Source organism: Microbacterium sp. NPDC089696 (assembly GCF_044749125.1).
Taxonomy (GTDB): domain Bacteria; phylum Actinomycetota; class Actinomycetes; order Actinomycetales; family Microbacteriaceae; genus Microbacterium.
In genome coordinates, this window is sequence record NZ_JBIVHF010000005.1 from 1 (window position 1) to 19,472 (window position 19,472).

Here is a 19,472-nt window from a genome sequence, read left to right on the forward strand (position 1 = left end):
TTTGACAAGTGCACGCTGTTGAGTTCTCAAGGATCGGACGCTCCCCCGACCCAACCATCACAGTCAGGCCCGAAGGGCAACTTCTCAATCTTACCTGCGCCGTTCCGGCTGTCAAATCGACACGCCGTGAGGTTCAGGCCCAGATCCGGTGCCCCGCGCTGATCGCGCTCGGGCAACTTCACTAGCTTATCCGTTCCGTTCGGGCTGTCAAATCGACCGCCCTCCCGTTCGGGAAGCTCCCACATCGGACAGAAGTGTGTCCGAGACCTGCTCCGAGGAGCCGATCTGAGGGAGTGGTTCTCCGCTTGAGGGGGGTAAGGCTCTCGGCCTCTCCGCTTCCCTGTGGGGCGAACAGGTAATAACTTACGTGGATTCCGGGACACCGGCAAATCGCTGCGATCCGCCGGGCGTGTCGCCCGGCGGATCGCACGGGATCTCCTCAGCCCCGACTGCTCCCCGGGTGCCAGAGCACCACCTCCGTGGAGCGGCGCAGACGGCGCCCGCTCGGCATCGGCACGACGCCGGCGGAGCCGGCGGCGAAGACCCGGACACCGGGACGGTTCTCCCGCTCGGCACGGAGCGCCGCGTCCAGGTCTGCCACGCGCCGGCGCAGCATCCGGTTCTCGTCCTCGAGGTCGAGGAGTCTGGCGATCGCCGGGAGGCTCACCCCCTCGGAGGAGAGCTGGGCGACCTCGCGGAGCTGCTCGATGTTCCTCGTCGAGTACCGACGGGAGCCGCCCGAGGTCCGACCCGGGACGACGAGTCCGATCCGGTCGTACTGGCGCAGCGTCTGCGGGTGCATGCCCGCGAGCTCGGAGGCGACGGCGATCGCGAACACCGGGGTGTCGGCATCCATCTGCTGATCAGCCACGGACGGTCACCTCTCTCCGGTGGTCGGGGTCGTCATCCCGGTCATGATGTCAGCGCCGTGCCTTCGCCATCAGGTCGGCGCGCGGGTTCTCGGCGGGCTCGAGCGACTGGAACTTCTCCAGCGCCTCCTTCGCCGCGTCGTCGAGGTGCGACGGCACCGCGATCTGCAGCTCGGCGAGCAGGTCTCCCGTGCCCTTCGACGTCGTGACGCCGCGTCCCTTGACGCGGAGCACCCGACCGGACGGCGTGCCGGGCGCGACGCGCAGCTTGACCGTGTCGCCGCCGAGCGTCGGAACCTCGATCGTCGCGCCGAGCGCCGCCTCCGTGAAGGTCACCGGCACCACGACGCGGAGGTTGAGCCCGTCGCGCGTGAAGACCGGATGCGGCCGCACCGTGATCTGCACCACGATGTCGCCGCTCTCCCCGCCGTCCGGCGAGGGACGACCCCGGCCGCGCAGACGGATTTTCTGCCCGTCGGCGACACCCGCGGGGATCTTCACCTTGAACGGCTTGCCGTCCTCGCCCTGCAGGCTGATCGTCTCGCCCTGCACCGCGGTCGCGAAGTCGAGCGTCGTGCGGGCCGTGACGTCGGCGCCCCGCTGGGGGCCGCCGAAGCCGCGGAATCCGCCGGACGTCTGACCGAACCGACCGGAGCCGAACGATCCACCGCCCTGACCCTGGTTGAACATCGCGAAGATGTCCTCGAAGTCGGCCGACTGGCCTCGACCCTGCTGGCCGAACCGGCTGAAGACGTCTTCGAAGCCGCCGCCGGACTGGCCGCCGGCCGTGAAGCGGGCGCCTGAGCCCATCGCACGGATCTCGTCGTACTCCTTGCGCTGTTCGGCGTCGGCGAGCACCGAGTAGGCCTCGCTGATCTCCTTGAACTTCGCCTCGGCCTTCGCGTCGCCCTGATTGGAGTCGGGGTGGTACTTGCGGGCGAGCTTGCGGTACGTCTTCTTGAGATCGGCGTCGCTGACGTCCTTCGCGACCCCGAGGGTCTTGTAGAAGTCCTTGTCGAACCAGTCCTGGCTAGCCATCGATCACCTACTCGGCAGGGACGGCGACCACGACCTTGGCGGGTCGCAGCTCGACGTCGCCGAGGCGGTAGCCCACCTCGACCACCTCGAGGATCGTCGTCGTGGTGGCGCCCGGGGTGGGCTGCTGGAAGATCGCCTCGTGGCGCTGCGGGTCGAACTCCTCGCCCGCCGCCCCGTACGAGACCACGCCGAGACGGTCGACCACGTTGCGCACCTTGTCGGCGATCACGGCGAAGGGCGTGCCCTCGACGAGGTCGCCGTGCTGGGCGGCGCGGGCGAGATCGTCGAGCACGGGGATGAGGCCCTTGGCGGCCTCGCCCTTCGCGCGCTCGATCTCGACCTGGCGCTGCTCCTCGGTGCGGCGGCGGTAGTTCGCGTACTCGGCCTGCAGGCGCTTGAGGTCGTTCAGCAGAGTGGACTCCAGGTCGGCGAGGACGGCATCCTCGGCCGCGGCCTCGCCGGTCTGCGTGGCCCCGAGGATGTCGTCGACCGTGAGGTCGTCGGGGGCGCCGTCGACCGGCGTCTCGTCCGAGCCCTCGGAGGCCATCGCCTCGCGGGAGTCCTGGTTCTGCGGCTCGGGGCCGGACGCCTGAGCGTCCGACCCCTCGCTGCGACCTTCGGCGGACTCAGAATTCTGGTTCTCGTCGAAGTTCTTGTCCGTCATGATTACTTCTTCTCGTCCTCGTCGTCCACGACCTCGGCATCGATGACGTCCTCGTCGGAGGACGTGTCGTCACCGGCGGGGGCGTCGCCCTCGGCCGAGGCACCGGCCGCGGCATCCGCCTGCGAGGAGGCGTAGAGCGCCTCGCCGATCTTGGACTGCGACTGGTTGAGCTTGTCGAACGCCGTCTTCACGGCCTCCTCGTCCTCGCCCGCGAGCGCCGTCTTGAGCGCGTCGACGTCGGCCTTGACCTCGGTCTTCACGTCCTCGGGCAGCTTGTCGTCGTTCTCGGTGAGCAGCTTGTCGATCGAGTACGCGAGCGTCTCGGCCTGGTTGCGGACCTCGGCGGCCTCACGGCGCTGCTTGTCCTCCGCGGCGTGCTCCTCGGCCTCGCGCACCATCCGCTCGATGTCCTCCTTCGACAGCGACGAGCCGCCGGAGATGACGATCGACTTCTCGGTGCCGGTGCCCTTGTCCTTGGCGGACACGTGCACGATGCCGTTCGCGTCGATGTCGAACGTGACCTCGATCTGCGGGATGCCGCGCGGAGCCGGGGCGATGCCGGTGAGCTCGAACGTGCCGAGCGGCTTGTTGTCGCGCGTGAAGTCGCGCTCGCCCTGGAAGACCTGGATCGCGACGGACGGCTGGTTGTCGTCGGCCGTCGTGAAGGTCTCGCTGCGCTTGGTCGGGATGGCCGTGTTGCGCTCGATGAGCTTGGTCATCATGCCGCCCTTGGTCTCGATGCCGAGGCTCAGCGGGGTGACGTCGATCAGCAGCACGTCCTTGCGCTCGCCCTTGAGGACACCGGCCTGCAGGGCTGCGCCCACGGCCACGACCTCGTCGGGGTTGACGCCCTTGTTGGCCTCCTTGCCGGTCTCGCGCTTGACGAGCTCGGCGACGGCGGGCATACGGGTCGATCCGCCGACCAGCACGATGTGGTCGATGTCGGCGACCTTGATGTTCGCCTCGCGGATGACGTCCTCGAAGGGCTTCTTGGTGCGGTCGAGGAGGTCCTTGGTGAGGTCCTCGAACTTCGCGCGGGTGATGGTCTCGCTCAGCGACACCGGGCCGGACTCCGTCAGCGACAGGTACGGCAGGTTGATGCTGGTCGAGGTCGAGGAGGAGAGCTCCTTCTTCGCCTGCTCCGCGGCCTCCTTGAGACGCTGCAGAGCGATCTTGTCACCCGAGACGTCGACGCCCGTGGTCTCCTTGAACTGCTTGATCAGGTAGTCGACGAGACGCTGGTCCCAGTCGTCGCCGCCGAGGCGGTTGTCGCCGGCGGTCGCGCGGACCTGGATCGTGGAGAAGTCGTCGTCCTTGCCCACCTCGAGGAGGGAGACGTCGAAGGTTCCGCCGCCGAGGTCGAAGACGAGGATGAGCTCGTCCTCCTTGCCCTTGTCGAGGCCGTAGGCCAGGGCGGCCGCGGTCGGCTCGTTGATGATGCGCAGGACGTTGAGGCCCGAGATCTCGCCGGCCTCCTTGGTGGCCTGACGCTCGGCGTCGTTGAAGTACGCGGGGACGGTGATGACGGCATCCGTCACGGTGTCCCCCAGGTACGACTCGGCGTCGCGCTTGAGCTTCTGCAGGATGCGCGCGGAGATCTCCTGCGGCGTCCACTTCTTGCCGTCGACGTCGAACGACCAGTCGGTGCCGACGTGGCGCTTGACGGACGCGATGGTGCGGTCGACGTTCGTGACGGCCTGGCGCTTGGCGGTCTCGCCGACGAGCACCTCGCCGTCCTTCGTGAAGGCGACCACCGAGGGGGTGGTGCGGAAGCCCTCGGCGTTGGCGATGACCTTCGGCTCGCCGCCCTCGAGGACGCTGACGACGGAGTTCGTCGTTCCGAGGTCGATTCCCACAGCACGTGCCATGTTGTTCTCCTTTGTGTCGCGTGAGTTGATGTGGTCGGAAAATCCGGGGCGATCAGGGAAACCTGAGTCGCGATGGCTCAACTGTACTCCGACCGTCGGACACTGTCAAACAAACTTGATATGAGTTCGCTCAACTTTCGAACTGAACGCGCCAAGTAAGGCCACCCTAAGCAGGAGATGGCAGGATGGAGGGGACGGAGGTGCGCATGGACGACTCGACCCCCTACGACGCGCTCATCGTGGGCGGAGGTCCCGCAGGTCTCTCCGCCGCGCTCAACCTCGGCCGGTCGCTCCTGCGCGTGCTGCTCGTCGACGCGGACCGCCCGCGCAACGCCGCGACGATGAACTCGCACGGCTTCCTCACGAGAGACGGCGTGCCGCCGCACGAGTTGCGCCGGCTCGCCCGCGCCGAGCTCGACGCCTATCCCGAGGTCGAGGTCCGCTCCCGGGTGCGAGTGCTCTCCCTCCGCCGCGAACAGGACGGCTTCGTCGCCGCGCTCGGGCGGCGAGAGCCGACCGAGACGGTGACCGCGCGTCGAGTGCTGCTCGCGACCGGTCTGCGCGAGACGCTGCCGGATGTGCCGAACCTGCGCGGCTTCTACGGCATGAGCCTGTTCAGCTGCACCGCGTGCGACGCGTGGGAGCTGCAGGGCCGCCGGCTCGCGCTGATCGGCGAGACTCCCGACCTCGCCGACCGCGCACGCCTCATCTCGCACTGGACGCCGAGCCTCACGGTCTTCACGAACGGCTCGGACGCGGTGACGACGGCCGAGGAGGCGGAGCTGCTCACGCGCGGCGTGTCCGTCCGGCGAGAGCCCGTCGTCGAGCTCGTCGGCGACCGCGGGGCGATCGAGGCCGTACGGGTCGAGGGCGGCGGCGAGACGCCGATCGACGGCGGGTTCGTGCGCCCGGAGTGGCACAGCGACCTGTCGTTCCTGCACGGCATGGCCCCGACGGTCGACGAGCACGGACACGTGGTGGTCGACCGCGGCGGGCGCACGGGCGTCGCGGGACTCTACGCCGCCGGCGACGCCGCTGTTCCGGGGCCGCAGCAGCTCATCGTCGCCGCCGGCGCAGGGGCGCAGGCGGCCAGGACCATCGTGCGGGACGCCGTGGGGGTCGAGTTCGCGCACTGAGCGCGAACTACAGGCTCACTTGCCGCCGGGCGGGCCGACCAGCAGCAGGATCACGTACAGGGCGACGATGCCGACCGCGAGCAGGATCGCGAGCACCCAGGGGCGGCGCAGGAACCAGCGCATGAGCCGGTCGTACCAGCGGGCGTCGCGCGGATCGCCGCTCGGCTCCAGCCGCCAGTCGCCGTCGAGTCGCCGCGTGCGCTGCAGCCAGATCTCGGTGGGGATCGTGGCGTAGGGGATCACGGCGCTGGCCACCGCGACCACCGCGACACCGATGTGCCAGCGCTGGTTGAGGGCGACGAGCACGGCCGTGGCGGCGTAGGCGAGGAACACGAAGCCGTGGATGCCGCCGCCGATCGTCACCACGATGCCCGGCGCTCCGAGGGCACGGGCGATCATCGCCGAGATGAGGATGGTCCAGGTGATCGCCTCCGCGATCGCCAGGACGCGGAACAGACGGCCGGGTGCACGGAACACGGGACTCCTCGGGTGGGTTCCCGCCAGCGTATCGGGGCTCCCTATGAGCCCGAGATCGGAATACCCCCGCCCGTGAGCGCGTTGCCAGAGGCATGGTGACCGCCGACTCCTCCACGCTCGCGCGCGTGCTCGACTCCGTCGACCTGACGGTCGGCATCGCCCGACGTGCGCCTCTCGCGCCCGGCGAGCTGCTCCCCCTCCCGACCGGCAGCGCGACCCTCGTGTACGTCGCCTCCGGAGCGGTGCGCGGCCACCCGCCGCTGCACACCGGATGCCGCCTCGACGTCGACCGGGCCTCGTCGGCGATCGCCGTGGATGAGCACCCGCGCACCGCGTCCCTGTCGGCGGGGGACGCCTTCCTCGCATCCGGTCGCACCGCATTCGCGCTCGAGGCCGACGGCCCGGCCGAGCTCGTGGTGTTCGACCTCGAGTTCTCGGAGAGTGCTCGACTGCTCGCGAGCGCCCTGCCCGACCCGGTGACCGTCACGTCGTTCGACGCGCTCGAGCCCGCGGCCGCCGCCCTCGCCGGCAGCATGCGGCCGATCGACCCGCCAGGATCGCCCGCACGACAGGGGGACCCGGTCATCTGCCGCATGATGGCGAAGACGGTGCTGCTGTCGGTGATCCGCGCGTGGGCCGCGAACGGCTGCGCTCCGGCGGGCTGGCCCGCGGCATCCGACCCCTTCCTCGACCGCGTCGTCGAGGCGATCCACGAGCGTCCGGGCGACGAGTGGACGGTCGAGAGCCTCGCGAACGTGGGGGCGATGTCGCGCTCGGTGTTCGCGGAGCGGTTCCGCGCGGCGATCGGACGTTCGCCCGCCGACTACGTCACCGAGGTGCGCGTCGACGAGGCCAAGCGGATGCTCGAGGCCGGCCGCTCGGTGTCCGAGACCTCCCGCGCTCTGGGCTACGCCTCGGACGAGGGGTTCAGCCGGGCGTTCCGCCGCCGCACGGGCATGACCCCGTCGTCGTGGCGGGCGTCGCACGCGGCCGTCCTGGCCTGACCTGGACTCAGGCGCGCTCGCGGGCACAGCTTCGGAGCCGACACCCGACACGCCGTGGATCGACGCCTCTCACCGGCGCGCCGCGCCGCGGCATCCGAAGCCGTGCCCGGGTTCCCGGCCTCAGCCGCGGGTCCGGGCGATCCGGTTCGAGGCCCCGAACAGCACGGCGCCGAGCAGCAGCACGACCGCGCCGATCACGTACACGAGCTGGATGCTGAGCGTGTCCACGAGCAGACCACCCACCCCGGCCGCGAGGGTGATCGCGCCCTGGAACCCGACGACGACGAGGCTGCCGCCGGCCTCGAGGCGGTCGGGCATCCGGTGCCCGACCCAGGTGTTGGCGACGAGCAGCCACGACGAGAAGAAGAAGCCCCACACGAGCACGATGATCCCCACGCCGATGACGGTGCCCGCGAGCAGGATCATCGACAGCACCGAGACGGCGATCACGAGCGGCGCGAACACCGAGAAGAACGCGAAGCGCCGGTCGATGATGAGACCGATCGACAGGTTGCCCGCGAGACCGCCGACGCCGAACAGCGCCAGCAGGATCACGATCGTCGACGCGTCGACGCCGGGGATGGCCTCGAGCGCGAGGCGCACGTACGTGTAGGCGAGGAAGTGTCCGAGCACGACGAGCACGTGCCCGACCATCCCGAGACCGATCCCGGGGCGACGCAGGGTGTCGACGAGGAGACGGATGCTGGACGCCTGCTCGGCCGGGACCTGCGGCAGAACGAACCGCAGCGCGACCGCCAGCAGCACCATGAGCACCCCGGCGATCGCGAACACAGCCTGCCAGTTCACGATCTCGCTGAGCATGACGCCGAGCGGGACGCCGGCGACCGTCGCGAGGGACACGCCCGCCGACGTGAACATCACGCCGCGGCCCAGGTGCTCCGGGCCGGCGAGGCGCACGGCCACCGTGATCGACATGGCCCAGAACGCGCTGATCGCGGCGCCGAGCAGGAACCGCGCGAGAAGCACGATCAGGAGGTTCGGGGCGATCGCGACGACGAGGTTCGAGACGGCTGCGGCGAGCGCCATCCACACGAGCAGCGACCGGCGGTCGAGCCGCGGGAAGATCAGGCCCACCGTGGGGGCGACGACGAGTCCGACGAGCGCGGTGACCGTGACGGTCTGGCCCGCCTGTCCGGGCGTCACGCCCAGCGCGTCGGCCATCTCAGTGAGCACCCCGTTGGGGAGGAATTCGGCCGTGACGAGCAGGAAGCCCATCAGCATCAGCACGATGAGTCCGCCGTAGCGGATGCTCTCGGTGCGCGTGGTCGTCACGGGAACGGGGGCGGTCGTGGTCATGCTTCCAGATTTCCAGGTCGCCGCCCCTCGCGCCCGACGCCGCGTCCGCGGCATCCGACCGATCGTCCGGCGCGTTCGGCGGCCTCGGGGTCTGGACAGCATCCGCCCCACGCTCTAGGCTCGACGACGCACCGGGACCCGCCCGGAAGGCCTCACGAGAGGAGCCGATGACATGAACGCCGTCTTCGTCGCGCCTCCCGCCGACATCCTTCCCCGGGCCGCCCGCTCCTGATCCGCGCGTGGCCCCCTCTCCTGGAGTCACACGCAGTGAACGATCCCTTCGCGTCCTTCGACGCTTCCTCGCTCTCCTTCGCCGATGTCGAGCCCGGCGAGAACCAGCGCTGGACCACCTGGCCGACGACCATCCCCACGCAGCGCGGCCCACAGCCCCGACCCGACTGGATCGTGACCGATGCCGGCGCGCTCGACACCGAGCTCGGCATCCTCAAGACCGGCAAGGAGGCCGACGTCCTCCTGCTCGAGCGCGCGGTGCCCGGCGACCCCGCGCAGCGCACACTGCTCGCGGCGAAGCGGTACCGCGACAGCGATCGCAGCGGATTCCACCGTTCGGCGACCTATACCGAGGGTCGCGCGACGCGGAACACCCGCGACACCCGCGCCCTGGCGAAGAAGTCCTCGCACGGTCGTGAGGTCGCGGCATCCGCGTGGTCGATTGCCGAGTTCGAGGCCTTGAGCCGCATGCACGAGCTCGGCGCCCCCGTACCCTATCCGGTGCAGGTGAACGGCACCGAGATCCTCATGGAGTTCCTCGGGGATGCCGACGGCGCAGCGGCCCCGCGCCTCGCCCAGGTGCGCGCGGACCGCGCCGAACTCGCGGGGCACTTCGCGCAGGTCGTCGACATCATGCGGGTGTTCGCCGCGGCCGGATTCGCGCACGGCGACCTCTCGGCTTACAACCTGCTCGTGCACGAGGGCCGGGTGCGGGTGATCGATCTGCCGCAGATCGTCGACGTGATCGCGAACCCGCAGGGGCTCGACCTCCTGCACCGCGACTGCGTCAACGTGTGCGACTGGTTCGCGCGCCGACGTATCGAGTGCGACGCCGAGGAGCTGTTCGCCGAGCTGCTCGCGTCATCGTTCGTGTGAGCGCGGGTGGGGTCATTCGCTCCCGTCGCAATTCGTGCCGCCTCGGAGGCGGACCCTTTCCCTCCCGTCGCAGTTCGTGCCGTCGCGGAGGCTCATGGGCGGCACGAAGTGCGACCGGAACCGGATGACGGCCCAGCCCGGCGGCACGAAGTGCGACCGGAACGGGATGCAGGCCGGGAGTTCCGCGTCAGTCCTGGGCGAGGCGCGCGGCGAGAAGCGTCACGAGCTCGTACACGACGTGGCTCGCGGCGATGCCGGTCATCTGCGCGTGATCGTACGCGGGCGAGACCTCGACGACGTCGGCGCCGACGATGTCGCGGTCACGCAGAGCCCTGAGGATGCGCAGCAGCTCGCGGCTCGTGAGTCCACCGGCCTCGGGGGTCCCGGTGCCGGGGGCGTGGGCGGGGTCGAGCACATCGATGTCGATCGACACGTACAGCGGGCGGTCGCCGATGCGCTGCAGGATGCGCTGGATGCCGGCCTCGACGCCGTGCTCCTCGATGTACTCGCTCGACACGATGGAGAAGCCGAGGCGGGCGTCGTCCTCGAGGTCCTGCTTCGAGTAGAGGGGGCCGCGCGTGCCGACGTGACAGCTCGCGGTGAGGTCGATCAGCCCCTCCTCGCTCGCGCGGCGGAACGGCGTGCCGTGCGTGATGGGCGCCCCGAAGTAGGTGTCCCACGTGTCGAGGTGCGCGTCGAAGTGCAGCACGGCGACGGGCCCGTGCTTCGCGGCGACCGCGCGCAGCAGCGGCAGGGCGACCGTGTGGTCTCCGCCGATCGTGACGATGCGCTGCACCTGCTCGCCGAGCGCCCGCGCCGCGGCCTCGACCTCGGTCACGGCCTCGGTGAGGTCGAACGGGTTGACCGGGATGTCGCCGGCGTCCACGACCTGCGCGACCTGGAACGGCGACACGTCCTGCGCGGGGTTGTACGGACGCAGGAGGCGCGAGGACTCGCGCACGTGCGACGGCCCGAACCGGGTGCCGGGACGGTAGCTCACGCCCGAGTCGAAGGGGATGCCGACGACGGCGATGTCGGCGCGCTCGACGTCTTCGATGCGCGGGAGACGCGCGAAGGTCGCGATCCCCGAGTAGCGGGGGTTCTTCGAGGCGTCGATGGGGCCCACGTTCTCGGTCATCGGTGGTTCCTGTTCTGTCGGGGAGGTCAGTCGAGGGCGCTCTGCGGGAGGTGCACCAGCTGCACGCCCCCGTCGGCGATCGCCTCGCGGATGGCGGGGATGATGTCGGCGCGCGCCTCGACGCGGCGGCCGTGCGCGCCGAACGCGGTGGCGAGCGCGGCCCAGTCGGGCTGTACGAGGTCGACGCCGACCGGTGTCATGCCGCGGTCGACCTCGTTCTGACGGATCTCGGCGTAGCCGCCGTTGTCGACGCACACGACCGTGACGTCCAGCCGCTGCTCGACCGCGGTCACGAGTTCGTTCACGCAGAACATCAGGGCGCCGTCGCCGATCACGGTCACGACGGGACGCTCGGTCTGCGCGACGCGGGCGCCGATCGCCGCGGGCAGGCCGTAGCCGAGCGTCGCGTACGTCGGCGTGTAGAGGAGCGAGTGCGGATCGCGGGACGCCAGCACGCTGCCGAGCGCCATGTAGACGATCTGCGAGGAGTCGCCCGCGACGATCGCGTCGTCGGGCAGAGCCTCGGCGATGACCTCGGCCAGCGCGACCGTCTCGGGCAGCACCCCGTGCATCTCCTGCGCGATCGCGGCCCGCTCGGCGCTCAGGTCGCGGGCGGCCCGCGGCTCGGTCGGGAGGAGCTCCAGCAGGGCGCCCGTCACGGCGGCGGCGTCGCCCCGGAGGGCCACGGTCGCCGCGAGGTTCTTGTCGAGCTGCGCCGGCGAGATGTCGACGCGCACGACCGCGCCGCGCGCCTCGAGTCGCGGCGCCCACAGCTCGGCCTCCCCGAGCTTCGAGCCCACGACGAGCAGCACGTCGGCGTCCTCGGCGACCGCGCGGGCCGCCGCGAGGCGCAGGTTCGATCCCAGCGAGAGCGGATGCGTCTCGTCGACCACGCCCTTGCCGTTCAGGGTCGTGAGCACCGGGGCGCCGAGGCGTTCGGCGATCGCGGTGAGCTCGTGCACGGCATCCGTCGATCCGCCTCCGGCGACGATCACCGGGCGCTCGGCCGCCGACAGCAATCGAGCCGCCTCCACGAGCGCGACGGGGTCGCCGGAGACGCGGGGCGGCGCTGGACGCGGTCTTCGCGCCTCGACGGGTACGTCGGCCGGCGCCTCGAGCACGTCCAGCGGGATCTCGATGTGCACGGGACGCGGGCGCCCGGTGCGGAACAGCGCGAACGCGTCGTGCACGGCCTCCACGGCCTCGACGGCCGTCGTGACGCGGCGCGACCACTCGGCGATCGCGCCGACCATGGCGGTGGCGTCCTTGGTCTCGTGCAACGTGCCGACGTCGGCGAACTCCGCACCGCGCGCGACGCCCGGCGACAGCACGATGAGCGGTCGTGATTCGCAGAACGCCGTGCCGATCGCGCTCATCGCGTTCTGCAGCCCGGGGCCCGACGTCGTGATCACGACCCCGGGCAGACCGGTCTGCTGCGCCCAGCCGTCGGCGCCGTAGCCCGAGCCCTGCTCGTGGCGATTCGTCACGGCGCGGATGCCGAGGTCGGCGAGCGGTCGATACAGCTCGAGGTTGTGCGTGCCCGGGATGCCGAACACGGCGTCGACCCCGTAGCCGCGGATCGTCTCGAGCACCGCACGCCCGGCGGTGTCGGTGTAGGGCGCAGCGAGATCGGCGTGCGGTTCGGTCATGCCCCGATCCTCGCTCACCGGCACGCTCACGCGGGGGCCTCGGCGCGAGCCGCCACGTGCCGGCGCTCACCGTCGACCCACGTCTCCCGCACCGTGATCGCCGAGATGTCCTCGGCCGCGACCGTGAGCGGGTCGTCCGACAGCACCGCGAAGTCGGCGTACTTGCCCACTTCGAGCGAGCCCAGGTCGTCCTCGCGGCCGATCGACACGGCGCCCTCGTACGTGTGGGCGCGGAGCGCCGCGGCGGCGGAGATGCGCAGATCGGCGGGTCCGAGCGAGTGGCCGCGTCGCGTCACGCGCGTCACCGCCGTCTGGATCGCCTCGAGCGGGATCGGCTCGGCGACCGGAGCATCCGACGAGATCGTCATCGGCACGCCCGCGCGCTCGAACTCGCCGAGCGGGTTGAAGCGCTCGCCCGGGGTGCCGATCGCCTCCTCGACGCCCTCGCCCCAGTTGAAGTAGTGCTGCGTCTGGTTCACGGGGCGGATGCCGGCGGCCGCCATGCGCGCGATCTGCTCGGGCGTCGGCAGGCCGCAGTGCTCGATGCGGTGGCGCGCGTCGGGGTCGGGGTTCTCGGCGAGCGCCGCCTCGATCGCGGACACGACCATCTCGATCGCGGTGGGCGACTGCGCATGCGTCGCGGTCTGCAGCCCCGCGGCGTGCGCCTTCGCGATGAGCGCCGCGTAGTCGGCGGGCTCGTGGTAGAGCTGTCCGGTGCGGCACGGGTCTCCCACATAGCCGTCGGGGAAGTACGCCGTCCACCCGCCGAGCGTGCCGTCGGCGTAGAACTTGATGCCGGCGAAGCTCAGGTGCGCGTTGCCGAACTGTCCGACCATGCCCATCTCGAGCGCCTCGTCGAGCAGGTGCGACAGCAGGTACATCGACACCCGAAGCTCGAGGCGCCCGGCCTCGGCGAGACGCAGGTACATGTCGAACTCGCGACGCGTGACCTGGCAGTCGCCGATCGACGTGACACCTCCGGCGAGGAACCGCTGCGTCGCGGCATCCAGCTGTCGCAGGTGCTCCTCGGGTTCGTCGGCGAGGTGGAAGTTCGGACCGTGGTGTCCGATCTTCACGCCGTGCACGCCCGTGAGGATGTTGCACGCCGCATCCGAGAGCTCGCCGGTCAGCTCGCCGTCGGCGTCGCGGAAGAACTCGCCGCCGTCAGGATCGGGGGTGTCGCGGTCGACACCGTTGATGGCGAGCGTGTGCGAGTTCACGACCCCGCCGTGACCCGAGGCGTTCATGAGGTACACCTCGCGGTCGGTCGCCACCTCGTCGAGCTCGAAGCGGGTCGGATGCCGCTTCTCGGCGAGGTTGCGCTGCTCGTAGCCGTATCCGCGCACCGGGCGCCCCGCCGGCGCCTCCGCGGCCGCCGCCTGCAGCAGGGCCACGATCTCGGGGATGCTGCCCGCCTTCTCGGGGCCGCAGTCCACCCACGTCATCATCTGCCCGAACATGAGCGGATGCGCGTGCGCATCGACGAACCCGGGGACGACGACCGCGTCGCCCAGGTCGACGACCTCGGGGTCGAGACCCGCCCGCTCCGCCGCCTGCTCGCAGTCGGCGAGCGTACCGATCGCGACGATCCTGCCGCGGTCGGTGAGCAGCGCGGTGGCGGTCGCGTCCGCGGCATCCACGGTGTGGATCGCTCGGGCCGTGAACAGCCGCGGCGTCGTCTGGGCGGAGCGGTCGAAGGGGGTGAGCTTTCTCATGGGAGCCTCGCTGTCGGTGCGGTCGGATACGGCGGGGCCGCGGTCAGGGGAGCCGGTTCGCCGTGGTGTCGGTGCGCGCGGTGAACGACGCCGTCACGGGGGCCTCATCGGAGTGCTGCGGCGCGAGGCGCGTGCAGATGCCGGCGATGATCGCCATGCCGATGAACATCGCGATGACCGACCAGACGCTGCCCGTCCAGGCGATCAGCTGGGTCGCGAACCAGGGCGAGAACCCGGCCCACACGGCGGCGCCGACACCGTAGGACAGCGCGATCGACGTGTAGCGGGCCTGCGGACGGAACATCTGGGCGAGGATCGCGGCGATCGGGGCGTAGGTCGCACTCATCGCGATGCGCACGAGCGAGGCGAGGAGGAAGATGAGCGGCTCGACGCGTCCGGGCATGATCAGCAGGAACGGCGCGAACGTGAGCACCGAGGTGATGAGGCCGATGTACATGACGTTCTTGCGACCCCACTTGTCACCCAGCCAGGCGACGGGGAGCGTCACGACGAACTCGACGAACGAGGCGATCGTCATGGCGTCGAGGATGACCTGCTCGCTGATCGCGATGGGCTCGCCCGTGGCGTAGGCGGTCGCGAAGGTCGTGGCGAGATAGTAGCCGCCGGTCGAGATCGGCAGGATGCCGATGCCGAGCAGGATCGGCTTCCAGTTGGCGCGCAGCGCGAAGGCGAGGGGCATGGACTGCTTGCGGCCCTCGATCTTCTTCTCGAACACCGGGGACTCCTCGACGCGGTAGCGGACCCAGAGGCCGACGCCGACGAGCACGATCGAGAGGAGGAAGGGGATGCGCCATCCGCCGTCCATGATGAAGGTGTCGCCACCGCGCGACATGATCGCGAAGATGCCTGAGGCCAGCAGGGCGCCGGCCGGGTTGCCGAGCTGCGTGAACCCTCCGTAGAAGGTCTTGGACTTCTCCGGGGCGTGCTCGACGCTCATCAGCACCGCGCCGCCCCATTCGCCGCCGACCGCGAGACCCTGGATCGCGCGGAGCAGGATCAGGAGGATCGGAGCCAGGATGCCGATGTTCTCGTAGGTGGGGAGGCAGCCGACGAGCACGGTCGCGACACCCATGAGCAGCAGGGTGATGACGAGCGAGACCCGGCGACCGAGCTTGTCGCCGATGTGGCCGAAGATGATTCCGCCGAGCGGGCGGACGAGGAACGCGACGGCGAAGGTCGCGAACGCCGCGGCCGTCTCGGCGAGGCGGTCCCCGCTCGGGAAGAACAGCGGGCCGAAGACGAGCGCCGCGGCGGTCGCGTAGACGTAGAAGTCGTACCACTCGATCGTGGTGCCGACGAAGGCGGCGATGCCGGCGCGCCGCGCCTTGCTGTGGGTGGAAGCCATGAGGGCCCGCTCCTTTGCGGAAGATGTTCGGATAGCGAAGGATGCTACGGACCCGCGGAGTCCGCGACAAGGCCAGAACTCCAGCGTGATGCTCGATTCACTGGAGTTCTGATTCTCGCATCGCGCATCATCGGTCTTCTCGGCCGTTCGGAACGCGCTTACACTGCACTTGTGATCGCGCGACTGCGCGTTCGCGGGAAACTGGGGAATGTGAGCCCACGATGGATTTCGACGCCGAACTGATCCGAGCGCTGCAGGAGGACGGCCGCGCCAGCATCCGCTCGCTGGCCGTGCGACTCGACCAGTCCCGCGCCGCCGTCGCCGGGCGCCTGCGCGCCATGCTCGAGGACCGCACCGTGCGGGTCGTCGCCGCCGTGGACCCCGTGTTCCTCGGCCAGCACGTGCTCGCGCACGTGTCGATCCGCACCGACGGGGCCGTCGAGGTCGTCGCCGAGCATCTGCGCGACATGAACGAGACCGTGCTCGTCTCGGCCGTCGGCGGGGCTCACGACCTCGTGACCGAGGTGCGCCTCGGCACCATGGAGGATCTGCACGACCTGCTCGCCCAGATCCGCGCGATCGACGGCGTGCTCGACATCAACACGATCATCTACTCGACCGTCGTGAAGGGCTTCTTCGTGTCGGAGTACCACGGTGACGTGACGCTCGACACGATCGACGAGGATCTCATCGAGCACCTGCAGTCCGACGGGCGGATGAGCTTCCGGGCCCTCGGCGACGCGGTGCGCCTCTCCCCCTCGGCCGTCGCAACCCGGGTGCAGCGCCTGATCGACGGCGGCGTCATCAAGATCAGCGCGGTCGAGGCGCGCGGCCTCGCGCACCGGCAGCTGTCGATGGGCGTGGGACTCAACCTCAACCAGGACGACCAGGCCGTGATCGAGGAGCTCCGCACCGGACGCGGCATCGACTTCGCCGCCCGTACCCTCGGCCGCTTCGACGCCGTCGCGACGCTCGTCGAGCCCTCCGCGGGGGCGCTGTACGCGAGCCTGGAGAGGCTGCGGTCCTTGGCCGGCGTCACCCGGATCGAGGCCTGGCTGCACCTCGCGGTGCTCAAGGAGGACTACGCCCGCACGCTGCACGCGCCCGCGCTCACTGCCCGCCTGCACTGAGGGACGCGTCGAGCAGAGCGGACAAGGCTCGCGGCATCCGATCGAGCGGCAGCACGTCGATGACGTCGGCCGAGAACCGCGCCTTGCGGCCGGCCGCCGTGCCGGCGAACCGGTGCAGCTGTTCCTGGATGCTGCGGTCGCGCTGAGCCGGCTGACCCTGGAAGACCCGGAATCGTCCGAGCTCGCCGCGGGCGTCGAGGGTCTCCTGCACGAGATCGGGACCCGCCGCCGCGATGACCTCGTCTTCCAGGTCGCGTTCGCAGCCGAAGAACCCGATGCTCTCCGGACTCGCGCCCTGCTCCAGCATCCCGAGATCGACGAGCACTCGCGAGACGTAGCCCCCTTCGGCAGCGTCGTACAGACCGAGGATGCGCGCGACGTCGAGGGCTGAGCGCAGCGCGGAGACCCGGGTGCGCAGGTTGGTGATCCCGTCGAGGTCTGTGAGTTCGAGTGCGCGCACGTCGACACCTCTGCGGCGGGCGAGCGACCGGAAGGCGAGGCTGTCGCTGCGCCCCTCGAACAGCACGACCGTGCGCGGAACGGTCTGCGTCGTCGCCATGCCCCGACCCTACGCCTGCGGCGCGCCGTCACCGTCCGTTCACCGCACGCCGCCAGACTGCGAGCATGAGCGAATCCCCCCAGAGCGGCGAGGTGCCCGAGCCCGCCGCGACGGCGAACAGCGGCGCGGTCGGCGTCATCGGCCTCGACCTGCGCGGCGACGAGCCCGCCCCGAAGAAGCAGGTGTTCTCCTGGGCGCTGTGGGACTGGGCGACGCAGCCCTTCAACACCGTCATCCTCACGTTCATCTTCACGGCGCTGTACCTGACGACCGAGGCGTTCCTGCCCGCCGACGTCGCGGCTCTCGGTGAGGACGATCCGATCCGCAAGGCGGCCGAGGCGGACCTGGCGTCGGGCCTCGGACTCGGATCGACCATCGCGGGCATCGCGATCCTGCTCATCGCGCCGGTGCTCGGACAGCGGGCGGATGCCGCGGGACGACAGAAGCTCTGGCTCGGGATCGGCACGGGCGCGCTGATCGCCTGCATGTTCGGGCTGTGGTTCGTCGAGCCGACGCCGACACTGTTCTGGCTCGGCGTCGCTCTCATCTCCGCGGGTTCGGTGTTCGGCGAGATCGCGGCGGTGAACTCGAACGCCATGCTGATCGGCATCGCGAACCCCAGGACCGTCGGTCGCATCTCGGGCCTCGGGTGGGGGTTCGGCTACATCGGCGGCATCCTCGCCCTCGTGCTCGTCGTCGTGTTCTACATGCTCGACTGGTTCGGCCTGCCGGAGGACGGCGGCCTGCCGTTCCGCATCATCGCCGTGGGCTGCGCGATCTGGGCGGTCGTCTTCTCGATCCCGATCTTCCTCAACGTGCCGGAGCCGTCGCTGGGCCGCCCGGATCGCAAGGTCGGGTTCTTCGCCTCGTACGCGCTCCTCGTGAAGGACGTCGTCGGCCTGTACCGCAACCCCGAGACGCGCAACACGTTCTGGTTCCTGCTGTCGAGCGCCGTGTTCCGCGACGGCCTCGGCGGCGTCTTCGCCTTCGGCGCGATCATCGCGGGGCAGGTGTTCGGGTTCGAGTTCCTCGAGCTCGTGATCTTCGGGATCGCCGCGAACCTCATCGCGGGGGTGTCGACCATCATCGCCGGGCGCTTCGACGACACGTACGGGCCCAAGCGCATCATCCTCGTGTCGCTCGCGTCGATGGTGATCGCCGGCCTCGCGGTGTTCTTCCTCGTGGATGCCGGGACGGTGGTGTTCTGGATCGGCGGCCTGATCCTGTGCGCGTTCGTCGGCCCGGCGCAGGCCGCCGCGCGGTCGTTCCTCGCCCGGGTCACCCCGGCGGGGCGCGAGGGCGAGATCTTCGGCCTGTACGCCACGACCGGTCGCGCGGCCAGCTGGATGTCGTCGGGCGCCTGGACGCTGCTGATCGTGCTCACCGGCGCGACCGCGTTCGGCATCGTCGGCATCGTGATCGTGCTGATCGCGGGGTTCCTCCTGCTGCTGCCGGTCAAGGCGACCCCGAACGCGGCGGTGTCCGGACGGGAGTAGCCTGACCGCGTGACGGTCATCATCGCGTTCCTCGCCAACGTTCTCGTCGCGATCGCGAAGACCGTGGCGGCCGCGCTCACGTCGTCGGCCTCGATGGTCGCCGAGGCGGCGCACTCCTGGGCGGACGCCGGCAACGAGATCTTCCTGCTGATCGCCGACCGCCGCGGGGCGAAGGCCAAGGACGAGCGGCATCCCCTGGGCTACGGGCGCGCGGCGTTCGTGTGGTCTCTGATCGCCGCGTTCGGGATCTTCACCGCGGGGTCGATCGTGTCGATCATGCACGGCGTGCAGGAGCTCAGCGAGACCGGTCCGGTGGAGAGCCCGGTCATCGCGTACACCGTGCTCGGCATCGCGTTCGTCCTCGAGGGCGCGTCGTTCACGCAGGCGCTCGTACGCTCGCGGCGCCTGGCACGCGAGCGCGGAGCCTCGACCTGGGACTACGTGCTCGAGACGAGCGACACGACTCTGCGTGCGGTGTTCTTCGAGGACATGGCGGCCCTCATCGGCCTCGCGCTCGCGGGCGGGGCGATCGCCCTGCATCAGATCACCGGCGTCGCGGCGTGGGACGCCGTGGGGTCGATCCTCGTCGGCATCCTCCTGGGGATCGTCGCGATCATCCTCATCGGAAGGAACATCGCGTTCCTCGTCGGCACGAGCGCGACGCCCGAACTGCGGAATCGGGTCGGTCGCGCGCTGCTCACCTCGCCGCAGGTGCAGCGGGTGACCTATCTGCACATCGAGTACGTCGGGCCGAACCGGCTGTTCCTCGTTGCCGAAGTCGACCTCACGGGCGATGCGCGCGAGCACGACGTGGCGAGCAGGCTGCGCGACGTCGAACGTCAGATCGAAGCGCACCCCGTCGTCGAGACGGTCGTGCTGTCGCTCTCGGTCGACGACGAGATCTCGCTCGACTTCGGTCAGGATGCAGTCTGAACGGTA

The 19,472-nt window shown here is 70.3% G+C and carries 17 protein-coding genes; 6 read left to right on the forward strand and 11 right to left on the reverse strand.

Annotated elements, in window-relative coordinates; genetic code table 11:
* Positions 1–439: 439 nt before the first annotated feature.
* The 4 genes from ACIPY8_RS18620 to dnaK all read right to left on the reverse strand — a co-directional run bounded on the left by ACIPY8_RS18620 (position 440) and on the right by dnaK (position 4,439).
* Positions 440–856 carry a heat shock protein transcriptional repressor HspR gene (locus tag ACIPY8_RS18620; RefSeq protein ID WP_400821611.1) on the reverse strand — a complete coding sequence of 139 codons (417 nt, stop codon included), beginning with the start codon at positions 854–856 and terminating at the stop codon, positions 440–442.
* A gap of 64 nt (positions 857–920) precedes the next feature.
* Complete coding sequence (locus ACIPY8_RS18625) at positions 921–1,907, reverse strand: DnaJ C-terminal domain-containing protein (RefSeq protein ID WP_400821448.1); 987 nt, start codon at positions 1,905–1,907, stop codon at positions 921–923.
* A gap of 7 nt (positions 1,908–1,914) precedes the next feature.
* Complete coding sequence (locus tag ACIPY8_RS18630) at positions 1,915–2,571, reverse strand: nucleotide exchange factor GrpE (RefSeq protein ID WP_400821450.1); 657 nt, start codon at positions 2,569–2,571, stop codon at positions 1,915–1,917.
* 2 nt (positions 2,572–2,573) lie between these two features.
* Positions 2,574–4,439 (reverse strand): molecular chaperone DnaK, encoded by a 1,866-nt coding sequence (gene dnaK, locus ACIPY8_RS18635; protein WP_400821451.1) that lies wholly within the window; start codon positions 4,437–4,439, stop codon positions 2,574–2,576.
* 206 nt (positions 4,440–4,645) lie between these two features.
* On the opposite strand from dnaK, the gene ACIPY8_RS18640 reads away from it, so the two are divergent.
* Complete coding sequence (locus ACIPY8_RS18640; protein ID WP_400821453.1) at positions 4,646–5,575, forward strand: NAD(P)/FAD-dependent oxidoreductase; 930 nt, start codon at positions 4,646–4,648, stop codon at positions 5,573–5,575.
* A 15-nt stretch (positions 5,576–5,590) separates the two neighbouring features.
* On the opposite strand, the gene ACIPY8_RS18645 is transcribed toward ACIPY8_RS18640, so the two are convergent.
* Entirely contained in the window at positions 5,591–6,052 is a 462-nt protein-coding gene (locus tag ACIPY8_RS18645) for a DUF3817 domain-containing protein (protein WP_400821454.1), read from the reverse strand.
* A 92-nt stretch (positions 6,053–6,144) separates the two neighbouring features.
* Between ACIPY8_RS18645 and ACIPY8_RS18650 the strand changes: the two genes are divergently transcribed.
* Entirely contained in the window at positions 6,145–7,056 is a 912-nt protein-coding gene (locus ACIPY8_RS18650; protein WP_400821456.1) for a helix-turn-helix domain-containing protein, read from the forward strand.
* A 120-nt stretch (positions 7,057–7,176) separates the two neighbouring features.
* Here ACIPY8_RS18650 and ACIPY8_RS18655 read toward each other — a convergent pair whose 3' ends face one another.
* A complete protein-coding gene (locus ACIPY8_RS18655; RefSeq protein WP_400821457.1) occupies positions 7,177–8,373 on the reverse strand; it encodes an MFS transporter in 1,197 nt (398 codons plus the stop codon).
* Between the two features lie 267 nt (positions 8,374–8,640).
* Here ACIPY8_RS18655 and ACIPY8_RS18660 point away from each other — a divergent pair, with 267 nt between their 5' ends.
* Positions 8,641–9,480, forward strand: a complete 840-nt coding sequence (locus ACIPY8_RS18660) for a serine protein kinase RIO (protein WP_400821458.1) — start codon at positions 8,641–8,643, stop codon at positions 9,478–9,480.
* Positions 9,481–9,667: 187 nt separating this feature from the next.
* Here the strand turns inward: ACIPY8_RS18660 and speB are convergent, their stop codons facing one another.
* The 4 genes from speB to ACIPY8_RS18680 are packed head-to-tail and all read right to left on the reverse strand — an operon-like array spanning position 9,668 to position 15,348.
* Positions 9,668–10,618 (reverse strand): agmatinase, encoded by a 951-nt coding sequence (gene speB / locus ACIPY8_RS18665; protein WP_400821460.1) that lies wholly within the window; start codon positions 10,616–10,618, stop codon positions 9,668–9,670.
* A gap of 26 nt (positions 10,619–10,644) precedes the next feature.
* Positions 10,645–12,267, reverse strand: coding sequence for a thiamine pyrophosphate-binding protein (locus ACIPY8_RS18670; protein ID WP_400821462.1), 1,623 nt, complete (start codon positions 12,265–12,267; stop codon positions 10,645–10,647).
* A 26-nt stretch (positions 12,268–12,293) separates the two neighbouring features.
* Complete coding sequence (locus ACIPY8_RS18675) at positions 12,294–13,982, reverse strand: amidohydrolase (RefSeq protein WP_400821463.1); 1,689 nt, start codon at positions 13,980–13,982, stop codon at positions 12,294–12,296.
* A gap of 43 nt (positions 13,983–14,025) precedes the next feature.
* The gene (locus ACIPY8_RS18680) at positions 14,026–15,348 is read right to left on the reverse strand and encodes an MFS transporter (RefSeq protein WP_400821464.1); all 1,323 of its coding nucleotides are present in this window, start codon (positions 15,346–15,348) and stop codon (positions 14,026–14,028) included.
* 221 nt (positions 15,349–15,569) lie between these two features.
* On the opposite strand from ACIPY8_RS18680, the gene ACIPY8_RS18685 reads away from it, so the two are divergent.
* Positions 15,570–16,478: an Lrp/AsnC family transcriptional regulator gene (locus ACIPY8_RS18685; RefSeq protein WP_400821465.1), complete on the forward strand. Its 909-nt coding sequence runs from the start codon at positions 15,570–15,572 to the stop codon at positions 16,476–16,478.
* Here the strand turns inward: ACIPY8_RS18685 and ACIPY8_RS18690 are convergent.
* Positions 16,459–17,037 carry an ATP-dependent endonuclease gene (locus ACIPY8_RS18690; RefSeq protein ID WP_400821466.1) on the reverse strand — a complete coding sequence of 193 codons (579 nt, stop codon included), beginning with the start codon at positions 17,035–17,037 and terminating at the stop codon, positions 16,459–16,461. The two genes, ACIPY8_RS18685 and ACIPY8_RS18690, sit on opposite strands and share 20 nt — an antisense overlap.
* A gap of 65 nt (positions 17,038–17,102) precedes the next feature.
* Here ACIPY8_RS18690 and ACIPY8_RS18695 point away from each other — a divergent pair, with 65 nt between their 5' ends.
* Both ACIPY8_RS18695 and ACIPY8_RS18700 read left to right on the forward strand, forming a co-directional pair.
* Positions 17,103–18,533 (forward strand): MFS transporter, encoded by a 1,431-nt coding sequence (locus tag ACIPY8_RS18695; RefSeq protein WP_400821467.1) that lies wholly within the window; start codon positions 17,103–17,105, stop codon positions 18,531–18,533.
* Between the two features lie 9 nt (positions 18,534–18,542).
* Entirely contained in the window at positions 18,543–19,466 is a 924-nt protein-coding gene (locus tag ACIPY8_RS18700; RefSeq protein WP_400821469.1) for a cation diffusion facilitator family transporter, read from the forward strand.
* The last annotated feature ends 6 nt before the right edge of the window (positions 19,467–19,472 follow it).